Annotated in this window: 13 protein-coding genes and 1 pseudogene; 10 read left to right on the top strand and 4 right to left on the bottom strand. The window is 69.9% G+C overall.

Features of this window, described 5'->3' with window-relative positions; genetic code table 11:
• Positions 1 to 202 precede the first annotated feature (202 nt).
• From WJM95_RS23105 to WJM95_RS23060, 10 genes are all read left to right on the top strand, one after another.
• Positions 203 to 712, top strand: coding sequence for a PhzA/PhzB family protein (locus tag WJM95_RS23105; RefSeq protein ID WP_339131711.1), 510 nt, complete (start codon positions 203 to 205; stop codon positions 710 to 712).
• Between the two features lie 47 nt (positions 713 to 759).
• Positions 760 to 1,926: a 3-deoxy-7-phosphoheptulonate synthase gene (locus WJM95_RS23100; protein ID WP_339131709.1), complete on the top strand. Its 1,167-nt coding sequence runs from the start codon at positions 760 to 762 to the stop codon at positions 1,924 to 1,926.
• A gap of 24 nt (positions 1,927 to 1,950) precedes the next feature.
• On the top strand, positions 1,951 to 2,574 hold the full coding sequence (locus WJM95_RS23095) for an isochorismatase family protein (protein WP_339131708.1): 624 nt from the start codon (positions 1,951 to 1,953) through the stop codon (positions 2,572 to 2,574).
• Positions 2,571 to 4,442: an anthranilate synthase family protein gene (locus tag WJM95_RS23090; protein ID WP_339131707.1), complete on the top strand. Its 1,872-nt coding sequence runs from the start codon at positions 2,571 to 2,573 to the stop codon at positions 4,440 to 4,442. The genes WJM95_RS23095 and WJM95_RS23090 overlap by 4 nt, the downstream gene beginning before the upstream one ends.
• Positions 4,439 to 4,792, top strand: a complete 354-nt coding sequence (locus WJM95_RS23085) for a hypothetical protein (protein ID WP_339131706.1) — start codon at positions 4,439 to 4,441, stop codon at positions 4,790 to 4,792. Before WJM95_RS23090 ends, WJM95_RS23085 begins: the two co-directional genes overlap by 4 nt.
• Positions 4,792 to 5,625, top strand: coding sequence for a PhzF family phenazine biosynthesis isomerase (locus WJM95_RS23080; protein WP_339131705.1), 834 nt, complete (start codon positions 4,792 to 4,794; stop codon positions 5,623 to 5,625). Before WJM95_RS23085 ends, WJM95_RS23080 begins: the two co-directional genes overlap by 1 nt.
• Positions 5,626 to 5,638: 13 nt before the next feature.
• Entirely contained in the window at positions 5,639 to 6,277 is a 639-nt protein-coding gene (gene phzG / locus WJM95_RS23075; protein WP_339131703.1) for a phenazine biosynthesis FMN-dependent oxidase PhzG, read from the top strand.
• A 105-nt stretch (positions 6,278 to 6,382) separates the two neighbouring features.
• Positions 6,383 to 7,483, top strand: coding sequence for a phenazine antibiotic biosynthesis protein (locus WJM95_RS23070; RefSeq protein WP_339131701.1), 1,101 nt, complete (start codon positions 6,383 to 6,385; stop codon positions 7,481 to 7,483).
• Complete coding sequence (locus WJM95_RS23065; RefSeq protein WP_339131699.1) at positions 7,483 to 8,847, top strand: aldehyde dehydrogenase family protein; 1,365 nt, start codon at positions 7,483 to 7,485, stop codon at positions 8,845 to 8,847. The genes WJM95_RS23070 and WJM95_RS23065 overlap by 1 nt, the downstream gene beginning before the upstream one ends.
• A gap of 53 nt (positions 8,848 to 8,900) precedes the next feature.
• Positions 8,901 to 10,415 carry an FAD-dependent oxidoreductase gene (locus tag WJM95_RS23060; protein ID WP_339131697.1) on the top strand — a complete coding sequence of 505 codons (1,515 nt, stop codon included), beginning with the start codon at positions 8,901 to 8,903 and terminating at the stop codon, positions 10,413 to 10,415.
• A 72-nt stretch (positions 10,416 to 10,487) separates the two neighbouring features.
• Here WJM95_RS23060 and WJM95_RS23055 read toward each other — a convergent pair whose 3' ends face one another.
• The 4 genes and pseudogenes from WJM95_RS23055 to WJM95_RS23040 all read right to left on the bottom strand — a co-directional run bounded on the left by WJM95_RS23055 (position 10,488) and on the right by WJM95_RS23040 (position 14,390).
• Positions 10,488 to 11,171, bottom strand: coding sequence for an Lrp/AsnC family transcriptional regulator (locus tag WJM95_RS23055; protein WP_339135786.1), 684 nt, complete (start codon positions 11,169 to 11,171; stop codon positions 10,488 to 10,490).
• A 195-nt stretch (positions 11,172 to 11,366) separates the two neighbouring features.
• Positions 11,367 to 11,540, bottom strand: a pseudogene (locus tag WJM95_RS23050) (AsnC family protein); the annotation flags it as partial.
• Between the two features lie 493 nt (positions 11,541 to 12,033).
• Positions 12,034 to 13,344, bottom strand: a complete 1,311-nt coding sequence (locus WJM95_RS23045) for a hypothetical protein (RefSeq protein ID WP_339131695.1) — start codon at positions 13,342 to 13,344, stop codon at positions 12,034 to 12,036.
• On the bottom strand, positions 13,341 to 14,390 hold the full coding sequence (locus WJM95_RS23040; RefSeq protein ID WP_339131693.1) for an aspartate-semialdehyde dehydrogenase: 1,050 nt from the start codon (positions 14,388 to 14,390) through the stop codon (positions 13,341 to 13,343). Before WJM95_RS23040 ends, WJM95_RS23045 begins: the two co-directional genes overlap by 4 nt.
• Position 14,391 lies beyond the last annotated feature (1 nt).

Here is a 14,391-nt window from a genome sequence, read left to right as displayed (position 1 = left end):
GGTCAGACAGCGGTCATCGGCTACCCGAACCAGCCAGGGTGTGAACAAGATTTCGCCTACCCGCCGGGCGCGGGAGGGGGGCTCAACAGAAATCGCATGAACCAATGCATGATGGTGCTCTTTCGGCGTCGTCATGCCTGGTTTTGTCTGCCCTTGTGCGCGCGGTGATCCCGCTTTACTTCGGCACTACAAGGAAGAGCCAATGGTCGACATCACCGGCACCGCCGAAACCACCGATACGTTGTCGAGTTCCCGCGGTGACGCGGAACTGCGAGCGAACAACCGCGCGATCGTGGCGCAGTACATGAATACCCGCGGGGAGGATCGCCTGCGCCGCCATCTTCTGTTCACCGAAGACGGCACCGGTGGTCTCTGGACGACCGAAACCGGGGAGCCGATCGTCATCACGGGCCGGGACCGACTGGGTGACCACGGCCAGTGGTCGCTCAAGTGCTTCCCCGACTGGGTCTGGACGAACGTCGAGATCTTCGACACGCAGGACCCCAATCAGTTCTGGGTCGAATGCGACGGCGAGGGAACGATCCGCTTCGCCGACTATCCCGACGGCCACTACCGCAATCACTTCCTGCACTCCTTCCTGTTCGAGAACGGGAAGATCAAGCGCCAGCGCGAGTTCATGAACCCCTGCCAGCAGTTCAGGGCCCTGGGCATCGCCGTCCCTCAGGTCAAGCGGGCCGACATACCGACCTGAACGCCGTTCGCCAGGCGTCTTCTTATCAATCAACGGAGAAGGTCGTTATGGGAAACATCCTTGCCGACATCGACAGGGCCCAGGCACGCCATCAGCCCGAATGGGACAGTCCCTCACAGGTCGAGCTCGTACGGGCGATGCTGTCGTCCGTCACACCGCTGGTGACCGCGGCGCAGGTGGAGAACCTCCGCTCCCACCTGGCCCGCGTCGCCACCGGCGAGATGCAGGTGCTCCAGGCCGGGGATTGCGCGGAGGACCCGGCCGAGTGCACCGCCGGGCACATTCGAGGCAAGACCGGACTCATCGATCTGCTCGCCCAGAACCTGGAGACCGCAACCGGCAGGCCCGCGCTGCGGGTCGGGCGGATCGCGGGGCAGTTCTGCAAGCCCCGCTCCAGCCAGGTCGAGAAGCTCGGCGACGACGAACTGCCGTCCTTCTTCGGGCACATGATCAACGGGCCGGAGCCCACCCGCGAGAGCAGGCGTCCCGATCCACTGCGCATGCTCACGGGCTACATGGCGGCGCGGGAGATCACGACGCGGCTCGGGTGGGTCGGATCGGCACCCCGGCCCCACGGGCCCGTCGTCTGGACCAGCCACGAAGCGCTGCTTCTGGACTACGAGATGTCGATGCTCCGCGAGCTCGACGGCGGCCGGTACCTGCTCGGCTCCACCCACTGGCCGTGGATCGGCGAACGGACCCGGCAGATCGACGGCCCGCACGTCGCACTGCTCGCCCAGGTGGCCAACCCGGTCGCCTGCAAGGTCGGCCCGTCGATGACCGCCGGCGAGATCGTCGAGCTGTGCGACCGGCTGGACCCGGAGCGGGAGCCGGGCCGGCTCTCACTCATCGTGCGCATGGGCGCCGACCTCGTCGCCGACAGGCTGCCCCGGCTCGTCGAGGCCGTGCAGTCGGCCGGGCACCCGGTGATCTGGCTCAGCGACCCGATGCACGGCAACACCGATTGCGCGGCCGACGGCACCAAGTACCGGCTCGTGGAAACCGTCGCCCGGGAAGTCCGCGGCTTCCGGCGGGTCCTGGACCTGGCGGGGGTTCCGGCCGGGGGACTTCACCTCGAGGCGACCCCCGACGACGTGACCGAGTGCGTGCTGGACACGGCCGAGCTGGGGTCGGGCCCCGTCACCAGCCTGTGCGATCCGCGGCTCAACGCCCCCCAGGCCATCAAGGTGGTCGCGGCGTGGTCCGAGTACTGAGATTCCTAGAGAGGGAGCCTTGTGATGACGGGAATACCACCGATCGCGCCGTACAGACTGCCGCCGAGGGACGCGCTGCCGGAGAACACCGTGCGCTGGACCGTGGACCCGGACCGGGCCGTGCTCCTCATCCACGACATGCAGAGCTACTTCCTCAAGCCCTTCGAGGACGGCATGCGCACCGAGTTGGTGAGCAACATCGCCGACCTCAAGAAGCGCTGCGGAGCGCTGGGGGTGCCGGTGGCCTACACCGCGCAGCCCGGCGGGATGACGGACGAGCAGCGTGGGCTCCTGAAGGACTTCTGGGGCCCCGGCATGCGCACCGACGAGACGGAACGCGCGGTCGTTCCCGAACTCGAACCCGACGCGGACGACTGGGTCAGCACGAAATGGCGCTACAGCGCGTTCTTCAAGTCGGAGCTGCTCCAGCGCATGCGCGCACTAAGGCGTGACCAGTTGATCATTTGCGGCGTCTACGCGCATATCGGTGTGCTGTCGACCGCCCTCGAGGCGTTCTCCAACGACGTCCAGCCCTTCCTGGTCGCCGACGCGCTCGGCGACTTCTCCGAGGACCGCCACAAGATGACCCTCGAATACGCGGCACGGTGCTGCGCCATGGTGGTCCGGACCGAGGACGTGCTGGCATGAGCGCCCTGCTGGAGCAGGTACTCGCGCTGGAACTCCCCGCCTTCGCGATCATCCACCGGCCCGAAAGCGGCTCCCCCGGCACGCTGGACGTCCTGACCGGCCAGGTGACCGAGTACAAGTCGCTGGACGACATCCCGTTGGCCGACGACTCCGGGCCGGGTCCCGCACTCGACACACTGGTGCTCGTCCCCTACCGGCAGCTGGCCGACCGCGGCTTCGCCGCACGGGACGACGCCACGCCCCTGCTCGCGATGGGCCTCACCGCTCGCGACACGGTGCCGGCCGCCGCAGCGCTCGCCGGTTTCCCGCAGGTCCCGACGGAACTGACCGACGGTCACTTCGACATGGACGACGACGCCTACGCGCAGATGGTGCGCCGGATCGTCACCGAGGAGATCGGCACCGGCGAGGGCGCCAACTTCGTGATGAAGCGCTCGTTCGTCGCGGACATCGGCGACTACTCACTGACCAGCGCCCTCTCGTTCTTCCGGCGGCTGCTGGAACGCGAGGAGAAGGCCTACTGGACCTTCATCATCCACACCGGCCGCAACACGCTCGTCGGTGCGACACCGGAGCGCCACGTCTCGCTCGTCGGCGGTACGGCCGTCATGAACCCGATCAGCGGCACGTACCGCTATCCGTCCGGCGGCCCCAGCCTGAAGGGGGTCATGGAGTTCCTCGCGGACACCAAGGAGACCGACGAGCTCTACATGGTCCTCGACGAGGAACTGAAGATGATGGCCCGGCTGTGCGACGACGGAGGGCGCGTCCACGGGCCGTACCTGAAGGAGATGGCACGCCTCGCGCACACCGAATACCTGATCGAGGGCAGGACCAACCGCGATGTGCGCGAGGTCCTGCACGAGACGATGTTCGCCCCGACCGTCACCGGAAGCCCGCTGGAGAGCGCCGCCAAGGTCATCTCACGCTACGAGCCGAACGGACGCGGCTACTACAGCGGGGTGGCCGCGCTGATCGGACGGGACGCGGCCGGACAGCAGACGCTCGACTCGGCGATCCTGATCCGGACGGCCGACATCGATCCCGGCGGCCGGATGAACATTTCCGTGGGGGCCACGCTGGTGCGCCACTCCGACCCGATGGCCGAGGCCGCCGAGACCCACGGCAAGCTGGCGACCCTGCTCAACGCGCTCAAGTCGGACCGTCCGTCCGGCTACGCGGCCGACCCGGAGGTCCTCGCCGCCCTGGAACGCCGCAACGAGGGGATCGCCGGCTTCTGGCTCCGGGACAGGGACAAGGACGACCGCCCGTCGGCCGCGACCCCGCTGGACGGCATGACGGCACTGGTCGTGGACGCGGAGGACACCTTCACCGCGATGCTCGACCAGCAGTTGCGGTCACTGGGGCTGTCCGTGGAGGTCCGCCGCTTCGACGAGCCGTACGACGTGGCGGGCTACGACCTGACGGTCTTCGGCCCCGGTCCCGGAGATCCGCGGGCGACCTCCCACCCCAAGATCGCCAAGCTGCGGCAGTCGATCGACACCGCGCTGGCGAGTCGCCGGCCGATGCTGGCCGTGTGCCTGAGCCATCAGGTGCTCAGCACGAAGCTCGGCTTCGAGCTGCACCGCCGCGAGGTACCCAACCAGGGCGTACAGCGTGAGATCGAACTGTTCGGCCTGCCCGAACGCGTGGGCTTCTACAACACGTTCGCCGCGCACAGCGCGCTGAGCCGGCGAACCGTCGACGGGATCGGCGTGGTCGAGGTGAGCCGGGACCAGGAGACAGGCGAGGTGAACGCGCTGCGCGGACCGGGCTTCGCCTCGATGCAGTTCCACGCCGAGTCGGTACTCACCGTCGACGGCCCGCGCATCATCGGAGAGGCGATACAGGGGGTGCTCGGACGATGAGAGTGGATGTCGTCTGGTGGGACCTGGCCAGGTCCCAGCAGACCGTCGAATCCCTGGAGAAGGATCTTCGTGACGGCTCCGTCGAGCCGTGGCACGAGGTCAGGGGACTGCGCCTGAAGCTGTGGATCGCCGACCGTGAACGCGGCCGTTGGGGCGCGGTCATGTGGTGGGACTCGGACGTTCCGGCGGATCAGCAGCTGCCCCCCAACCGGGCGGCCGAGCTGATCGGGTACGCACCCGACCACCGCACCGGATTCGACGTCGCAGCGGTGGCCGAGGGGATCGACGCGCTCGGCCTCGCCTTCTCCGCCGGGCCCTCGGCACCGGCACAAGCCCTGGAGTGCCCGTAATGCACCGATACATGGTCGTGGACGCCTTTGCCAGCGAGCCCCTGCTGGGCAACCCGGTCGCCGTCTTCTTCGACAGCGAGGATCTGACCGGCGAGACGATGCAGCGCATCGCGAAGGAGATGAACCTCTCCGAGGTCACCTTCGTGCTGCCGGCCGAGCAGGGCGGCGACGCACGGATCAGGATCTTCACCCCGGTCAACGAACTGCCGTTCGCCGGGCACCCGATGCTCGGCACGGCCTACGCGCTCGGCCGGACCCGGGGACGCGACACGCTGCTGCTGGAGACCGCGATGGGTGCCATCCCGTTCGAACTGGGCACCCGCGACGGCGCGGCGTGGGTCCGGATGGAGCAGCCGGTTCCCACTTCGAAGCCCTACGATCTCGCCGCTGAACTCCTGGCCGCACTCGGGGTCGAGTCGTCGACGGCCCCGGTCGAGATCTACCACAACGGGCCGCGTCACGTGTTCGTGGGCTTGAGCGACGTCGAGGCGCTCTCCGCTCTCCACCCGGATCACCGTGCCCTCTCGCGCTTCCCCGACATGGCCGCCAACTGCTTCGCCGAGGCGGACGGGGGCTGGCGGACTCGGATGTTCTCCCCCGCCTACGGCGTGGTCGAGGACGCGGCGACCGGTTCCGCCGCCGGGCCTCTCGCGATTCACCTGGCCCGGCACGGATTCGCCGCGTACGGGCAGGAGATCACCATCACCCAGGGCGTGGAAATGGGACGCCCGTCGGTCATGAGGGCGACCGCCGAAGGGGTCGGCGAGTCCGTCGGCTCGGTCCACGTCGGCGGACACGCCGCCCTGGTCGCCGAGGGAACCATCAATGTCTGACGGGAGCCCTGTCATGGACGCAAGCGGATACGAGTCCCTCAGCGGGAAGGTCGATCTTCCCTTCCCCGAGTACGACAAGCCGCCGTCGGAGCCTCTCCGACTGGTGCGCGGCTGGCTCTCCGAGGCACGGGACATCGGAGTCCGCGAGCCCAGCGCGCTGGCCCTGGCCACCGCGGACTCGCGCGGCCGCGCCTCCAACCGGATCGTCGCCATCACCGAGGTCACCGATCTCGGTCTGGTGTTCACCAGCCACAGCTGTAGCCAGAAGGGACGCGAACTCGCCGCCACGGGGTGGGCCTCGGGGCTGCTGTACTGGCGGGAGACCGGTCAGCAGATCATCGTCTCCGGTCCGGTCGAGCTGCTGCCCGACGCCGAGTCGGATGCCCTGTGGTCCGCCCGGCCGACTCCGTTGCACGCCATGTCGACGGTCACCGAGCAGAGCGAGCCGCTGGAGGACGTCGAGGCTCTGCGCGCCAGGGCACGCACCCTGGAACTGGCCGGGGAGCCCCAGCCGCGGCCCGAGTTCTTCGTCGGCTACCGGCTCCGGCCCGACGTCGTCGAATTCTGGTCCGCGAGCTCGGACCGACTGCACCGCAGGCTGCGCTACGACCGCGACGCGCTCCGGTGGCGTACGAGCCGGCTGCAACCGTAGTCCCGCTCCTTGGGCGAACTCCCCTGACGTTCAACGCCTTTCACGGCCCCGGCGGCATCGTCGTCGTGCCCGGACACACCCGACCCTTTCCATGAGGAAGAGACAATGCCTCTTACCGCAGACCAGATCCTGGATCTTCCGTACGACGTCCAGCCCGACCCGGACGAGTTCATCCGCGCCGCCATGGAGTGGCACTTCAACCCCGAGACCGGCTGCACGTTCTGGCTGGACCGGGCCGCCACCCTCGGCTTCGATCCGCGAGCCGACGTCAAGACGCACGAGGACCTCCGGCTCTTCCCGAACGTGGCCGCGGAGCTTCGTGACGTCCGTGGCGAGGACCTGATTCCCAGGGGATACGGAAAAGACCCCGACGTGATCGGGTTCTTCGAGAGCGGCGGCACCACCGGCGCCCCGAAGCGGGTCGTTCTGATGCGGGACTGGCTGCACCGCATGGTGAGCTGGAGCAACGCGAACCTGGACCGCCACGGTGTGCCGCGCGGAGGAAACTGGCTGGGAATCATCCCGACCGGGCCGCACGTCGTGGGCACCCTGTTCCGGCAGCACGCCGTGACGCACGGCCGCCACGGCTTCACGATCGACCTCGACCCGCGCTGGGTGAAGCGGCTCATCTCCGAAGGCCAGTTCGGGCAGGTCGACGCCTACGCCCAGCACCTCATCGACCAGGCCGCCGACGTCCTGCGGACGCAGGACATCGGCCTGCTCACCATCACTCCCCCGCTGCTGGAACGGCTGTCCAGGGACGAGAAGCTGGTCGCCCTGGTGAACGAGCGGGTGAAGTGCATCAGGTGGGGAGGCACGCAGATGGACGCCGACTCCCGGCACCTCTTCAAGACCGAGGTGTTCCCCGAGGTCGCGCTCTGCGGCGAGTACGGAAGCACGATGATCATCGGGGTCGCGGGCGAGCGCGCCGGGATCTCCCTCGACGATCCGTGTGTCTTCGACTCGCTCTCCCCCTACGTGACCTTCACGGTCGTCGACGCCAAGGGCCTCGAACCGGTGCCCTACGGAGAGCGGGGCCGGGTGCTGGTCAACCACGTCAGCAAGTCCTTCCTGCTGCCCAGCAACCTGGAACGTGACCTGGCCACCCGGATTCCCCAGGTGAACGGCCTGGTCGGGGACTCGGTCGCCGACATCTCCACGGTCGCGGTCTTCGAGGACGAGGACGTCATCGAGGGGGTCTACTGATGATCGGCCTCCCCGCGCTCGGCGCGACGGGTGCCTACCGCGCCAGGAACATCCAGACGGTCACCGATGTGGCGGGCACCGCCGTCGCGGAACTGAGCCTCGTGCCGCCGCTGTACGTCAACCGCACCATGGCGGCGCTGCGCCGGAGCAGCATCCTGCCGGCCGACGAACGGGCCGGCGCGATGATCCGTGCGGCCGAGCTCTTCGCGACCGCGACGCTCGACGGCCTGACCGTCGAGGAGTACCAGCACGCTGTCAGCCGGGTCGGCGGCGTCCCGGTCTCCTCCGTCGTCACGGCGACCACGACGGTCGCCGAGCGGGTGGCGAAGGCTCATGCGAGCATCCAGTACGCGCGCCCCCGGGGGGCGGTCGACGACTGGCGCGATCCGCTGACGCGGACCGGGCGTTCGGTGTGGACACGGCGCGGAGACGTGTTCGCCGTGCACGCCGCGGGCAACCATCCCGGCACCCACAGCCTGTGGCCGGAGGCACTGGCGCTGGGCTACCGCGTCGCGGTCCGCCCGTCGAGCCGCGATCCCTTCACCCCGCACCGGCTCGTGTCGGCACTGCGGAGCGCGGGATTCGCCGACGACCAGGTGGTGCTCCTGCCCACCGACCACGCCGGTGCCGACGCCGTCCTGCGCGGCGCCGACCTGGGGATGGTGTACGGCGGCGAGGAGGTGACCCGCAAGTACGGCGGGGCCGCGACGGTGCTGCCGCAGGGGCCGGGCCGGTCGAAGATCCTCATCACGGCCGACGTGGACTGGCGCGACCACCTCGACGTGATCGTCTCGTCCGTGAGCGGCCACGGCGGGACCGGATGCGTGAACACGACGGCCGTCTTCGTGGAGGGCGACCCGGCTCCGCTCGCCGAGGCGGTCGCGGCGCGGTTGTCCGCCGCGACCCCCCTGCCGCCCGAGGACGACAAGGCCGTACTCCCCGTACAGCCGGTCGCGGTCGCCAGGGCGATCGAAGCGCACCTGCTCAAGAAGGCGGCCGGTGCCAGGCCCTGGCTCGGCGGCGACGGCGTCGTGGGCGAACTCGGCGACGGGAGCGCCGCGTTGATGCCCGCCGTCTTCCAACTCGACGATCCGGCCGCGCCGCAGACCGGAGTGGAACTGCCGTTCCCCTGCGTGTGGATCGCGCCGTGGACACCCGAGGCCGGCACGGAGCCGTTGAGGAACACGCTCGTGCTCAACGCGATGACCCACGACAGCGGCCTCGTCGACCGCCTGCTCGACGAGCCGACCATCAGCAACCTGTACCTGGGAAGCCAGTACACCCACTGGATGGATCCCTCGGTACCGCACGACGGCTACCTGGCCGACTTCCTCATGCGGAACAAGGGCGTCATCCGGAACTGAACGTGGTTCCGGGACGCTCCCTCCGACTCCAGCGAGACCGAAAGGTTCCTACCTTGTCCCATTCCGTCGAACCGGCCGACGTCCTGATCGTCGGCGGCGGGTCGGCCGGCGCGGTGCTCGCCGCGCGCCTGAGCGAGGACCCCGCCCGGCGCGTCGTGCTGCTCGAGGCCGGGCCGGACTACGGCCCCACCCGGTTCCCCGACGCGCTGCTCGACGCCAACCGCATCGCCGATCTCGATCACGACTGGGGATACACCTCGCGGGGCGGGCGGCTGACCCCCTCGATGACCGCCCTGCGCGGCAAGGTGATGGGCGGGAGTTCCGCCGTCAACGCCGGTGCCGCCCTCCGCGCCCGCGCCCGCGACTTCGCCCGCTGGGCCGAGGACGGGCTCGACGACTGGAGCTTCGCCGACGTCCTGCCGTACTTCCGCGACCTGGAGAACACCCCCACCGGCGAGGACGAGTTCCACGGGCGAAGCGGGCCGATGCCCGTGCGCCAGCTGACCGACTCCGAGCTGACCCCCGCGCATCGTGGCTTCATCGACGCCGCGGTCGCCCGTGGCCACAAGCGGATCAGCGACTTCAACGGTGCCGAGCAGGACGGCGTCGGGGCCTTCGCGGTCAACGTCCTCGACGGGATCCGGCAGAACACCGCACTGGTCTACCTCACCACCGAGGTGCGCGCTCGCCCGAATCTCACGGTGCAGGGTGCCGTCAGCGTCGACCGGGTCCTGTTCCGCGGCGGCAGTGCGACCGGAGTGGTCACCGCCGACGGGACCGTGCACCATGCCGACGAGGTGATCCTCTCCGCCGGGACCTACGGAAGCGCGGCGATCCTGCTGCGCTCCGGCATCGGCCCCGCCGGCGAACTGGCGTCGCTGGGCATCGAGCCCCTCGCCGACCTGCCCGTCGGACAGCACCTGCAAGACCACCCCTTCTGCCCCGCGGTCCACGCACTCGCCCCGGGGCGGGGGGAGATGTCCCCGGCCCTCGGCGCACTGCTGTGGACGGCCTCCAGCGAGGCCGCGGACGGTGAACTCGACCTGAACGTCGTCGCCGTGCATCCAGGCGGGGCTCCGTTCATGCCCGACGGCGGGGTCATCGCCCTGTCGACGGCCCTCGTGCTCCCCGAGGCGCAGGGCACGGTGCGTCTCACCAGCCGCGATCCGCTCGCCCAGCCCTTGATCGACCACAACTACCTCGGCACCGGGCGCGACCGCCGTCGCATGCTCGAAGGCGTACGAATCGCCCGTGATCTGGCCCGTGACCCGGCACTCGCGCCGTCGCTCGCCGGGCTGCTGATGCCGCGTGAACTGCCGGACGACGCCGAGGAACTGACGCGGGTGGTCGAATCCGGCCTCTCCATCTACGGTCACCCCACCTCGACCGCTCCCATGGGTGCCGCCGACTCGCCTCGGGCCGTCGTCGACTCCCGCGGCGCCGTGCACGGACTCGCCGCCCTGCGGGTCGTGGACGCCTCGATCATCCCGTACGTGCCGTCCAGCGTCACGAACCTCACCACGATCATGCTCGCCGAACGCATATCCCACCTCGTCTACAACCACTGACGGCCAGAGGTCGCCGAGAGGCCGCCGCTTCCCCTGGCTGAACTCGGCGGGAGTTCAGCCAGGGAGCCCGCGTCAGGCCGAGTTGATGCGTCTGGGGCTGCTGTGCAGGAACGGACTACAGGTCTTCAGGGTCCTCTGGACCGGACTCGTTTCGAGCATGCGGATGGCGTCCAGAGCGCTGAGCCGGTCGGCCAGGTAGTCGTGCAGTTCGCTGGGACTCTTGCACAGGACGAGGGCCACCAGGTTGGTCGGGCCGGTGGTCGAAGCCAGGAAGGCCAGTTCCCTGTGCTGGATCAGGGTGTTCGCCACCTGGTTCAGGTGCGCGGGGGCGACGGACATCCACAACAGGGCTTGCGTGGTGATGCCGTACACCTCCGCACTGATCTCGACGTCGAAGGTGAGCATGCCGCCCGCCTGCAAGGCCGCGAGCCGGCGCGTGATGGTCGAGGAGGACTGACCGGTCTCGGCGGCGAGGTCCGTGTAGCTGATGCGGCCGTTGTTCTGCAACGCGGCCAGCAGCTGCCAGTCCGCCTGGGTCAGGGCCGAACGGAGCTTGGGCTCGTCGGCCTCATCCGACGAGTCGAGTCCACGGCGCAGTTGTTCCTGCTGCTCGTCGGTGAGCGCGGTGGTGTGCCCCTGCCATGCGGTGGGACCGCCCAAATAGGTGTGCAGCAGGCGGTGCGCCGACACCTCGGCGATGTTGCCCACACGAGGGATCTCGCGGAACAGCAGCGTATGGTGCGCCGCGGAGCTCATGACGAAGCATATTTCGGTCCCCCCGGACACGAGCCGCACCCAGGTGGTGTCGTCCCGCCGGGCCAGGCTGTGCGCGACGCTCTGAGCGGTGTTCGGGCTGGCCGTGAGCCTCAGAATCCATTTGCCGCCCGACGGTTGACGCGGATTCACCACCCCGACGACGCGAAGCGACAGCTCGCTGCTCAGCCGCCCGTAGCGACGGGCGACCGTTTGCGTGGAGACGCCCAGAACCTCGGCGATCCGACTGAACGGCGCCCGGCCGTCAATACGCAGGGCATGAATGATACAGTGATCTAATTCATCGACTGCGGGGACCGTCGGCTCGGAAAAATCGCCTACTGCCCGTCTCGGGCCATGGACGCTCAGCAAGGCTTGCTCAGCAAGGTTTGCAGCACTGGTTTCCCCCGGATAGCCTAGGACAGGACCTGGTCAATGGACTTGACTGTCGGCGACGGCGTTTTTATCACCAGGGCCCCGGCAAGTTCCGTTCCATGGTGATGGTCAGTCAGTTGTCGTGATGAGTCATGCTTTGCCGGACTTGGCGCGCGGGCCTGGAGTCCACCATCGCGGTTCAAGGAAGACGAGTTCGGTATCGAGGCCGAACGATTCGGCAATATCGCATGCAGTCGCTGCCATCACACCAGCCCCCCGACCAGCTCCTGAGCCACGGACCATGACCGTCACCACGAAGTGGATATCAGTAGGTCAAGAGGAGCTCGCCGGACCCTGACTCATCGTCAGGGTTTGTTCGGCGGAATCCACTTGGTCCAATCTTCGGACGAGTGTACATGTTCCCGCTCTTCGTGGGTATGGCGGTCCGTCACAGGGACCGTACCGAACGTGAGCAGTGTGTCCTCGCAGCTCAGGCAAGGTGTCGGGGGTGCCGGGACGGGCCGGGACCCTCGGGTTGTCCCGTCGCTCGAGGGGCCGGCCGAGCCCGCGCGGACGGACTGTCAGGAGTGGCTGAATCGCGCGGCAGCGCGCGGTCCGGGACGGAGGGGAGCAGGGGGCCCGGGCCGACCAGGACGTCGCTGTGCGGGGAGCGGGGCTTGACGGACGGGGACACCGCCCGTGCCGGGGTGTCGGCGGCGGACGGGTAGAGCAGGCCGTGGCGTCCGCGGGCCTCGGCCGCGGCCTCGGCGCGCGGCACCAGGGTGTGCTCGGCCCGGCCGTCCGCACGCAGGGTGGTGACCAGGCACAGACCTTCGAGGAGCCGTGCCGTGCCCAGTTGCCGGGCCGTGCCCCGCGCCCCGGCCGGCACCGCGAGACACACCTCGCCCGCGGTGTCGAACCCGGTGACGGTCAGGCCCTCGGCCCTCAGCCGTCCGGCCACCGAACGGCGTTCCCGGCCCGACCGGAAGCACCACACGTCGCTGTCCTTGCGCACGACGACCGCGGCCGCCGCGGGACCCGTCCCCACGGCCGTCCCGCCCTCGGGTCCCCCGCTCCAGGGAAAGGGCCGGCACAGCACCCGCACCCCCGAGCGCTCCGCCCAGTCCACCGCGCCCTCGTGGACGACCTTGGCGCCGTGACGGGACATCCGGCGCACTCCCTCGTAGCTGATCCGGGTCAGGACACGGGCCTCCGGCACGAGGTGGGGGTCGGCGGTGCACACCCCGGGCACGTCGGAGAAGAGCTCGCACGTGTCCGCGCCGAGGGCCGCGGCCGTCGCCACCGCGGAGAGGTCCGAGCTGTTGCGGCCGAGCATGACGGTCCGCCCGGCCGCGTCGACCGCCTGCCCGCCCGGGACGACCGCGACCGGGCAGTCCGCGAGGGCCCGGCTCAGTGCCCCGGGACTGGCCGAGATCAACTCCGCCCGGTCCCCGGGCCCCTGGGCCAGAAGCCCGGTGGCCGCCGCCGGCACGGGGCACCCGGGGACGCCCTCGGCGTCCAGGGCGGCCGCGAGCAGGGCGACGCTCACCGTCTCGCCCGCGGTGAGGAGCATCGCCGCGGCGCGGGCGGGCGGGTCGGCGGCCAGGGCGTCCAGGGTCTGCTGAAGTCTGCCCGTCGTACCGGACATCGCGCTGACCACGACGACCAGCGGGCGCTTCTCCTCGGCGTGGCGGCGCACCGCGTACCGGGCCACGCGGCGGTAGCCGTCGAGGTCGGCGAAGGCGGAGCCGCCGAACTTCAGCACCAGCGGCCGGCCGTCCGGCGCGGGACGGGCCGTCATCCCAGCCACCCGTTCTTCACCGCGAGCGCGACGATGTCCAGGGCGTTCAGCGCGGCCCCCACCCACAGGTTGTCGGCGACCACCCAGAAGGCGAGGGCCCGGTCGTCCTCCGGCTCGACGCGGACACGGCCGACATGCACCAGCGCGCGGTCCTCGCGCCGGGCGAAGACGCTTCGGGGCATGGGGTACGAGGGGCTGTCGGAGCGGCGGTGGAGGCGCAGGCCGGGGGTCGCGGCCAGCGCCTCCTCGACCGACGCGGTGCTGACGGGCCCGCGCAGCCGCAGGTGAGCGGCCTCGGAGTGGCAGTCGAAGACCGGCACCCGTACCGCGGTGGCGCTCACCCTCAGGTCCGGCAGACCGAGGATCCTGCGGGGCTCACGGACGAGTTTGCGTTCCTCGTGGGTGAACCCGTCCTCGTCCTGGAGGCCGATCTCGGGCACGAGGTTGAAGGCCAGCGGCTGCCCGAAGCGGCCGCCGGAGGCGCCCCGCGTCCGGGGGTCGTCCAGGACGGCCCTCGATCCCTCGGCCAGTTCGCCCAGACCGCGCAGCCCGCCGCCGGACGCCGCCTGATAGGTCGCCACCACGACGCTCTCCAGGCCGGCCAGTTCGTGCACCGGGTGCAGGGCGCGCACCAGTTGGATGGTCGAGCAGTTGGGGTTGGCCACCAGGCCCGACGCCGGCCGGTCGTCGAGTGCGCCGGGATTGACCTGGGGCACCACGAGCGGGACGTCGGGACGCATCCGGAACGCCGAGCTGTTGTCGACGACCAGGACCCCGGCCGAGGCCAGCCGCTCCGCCTCCCGGGCGCTGACCTCCGCACCCGCGGAGAAGACGGCGACGTCCAGACCCCGGGGGTCGAGACCGTCGAGGGTGACCAGGTCCGCCAGGGGCAGGGACAGTCCCAGTTCGGAGCCCAGGTCCCGGCCGACGCTGCGCGCCGATCCCACGGGCACGACCTGTTCCACGGGCACGATCCCGCCGTCGAGCAGGGCCAGGCATTCCCGGCCCACCGCTCCGGTGGCGCCGACTACCGCGATGCGCAGCATT

This window comes from Streptomyces sp. f51, from assembly GCF_037940415.1.
Lineage (GTDB): Bacteria > Actinomycetota > Actinomycetes > Streptomycetales > Streptomycetaceae > Streptomyces.
Note: the sequence above shows the minus strand (reverse complement) of the source record. Positions and strands in the feature narration are given on the sequence as shown.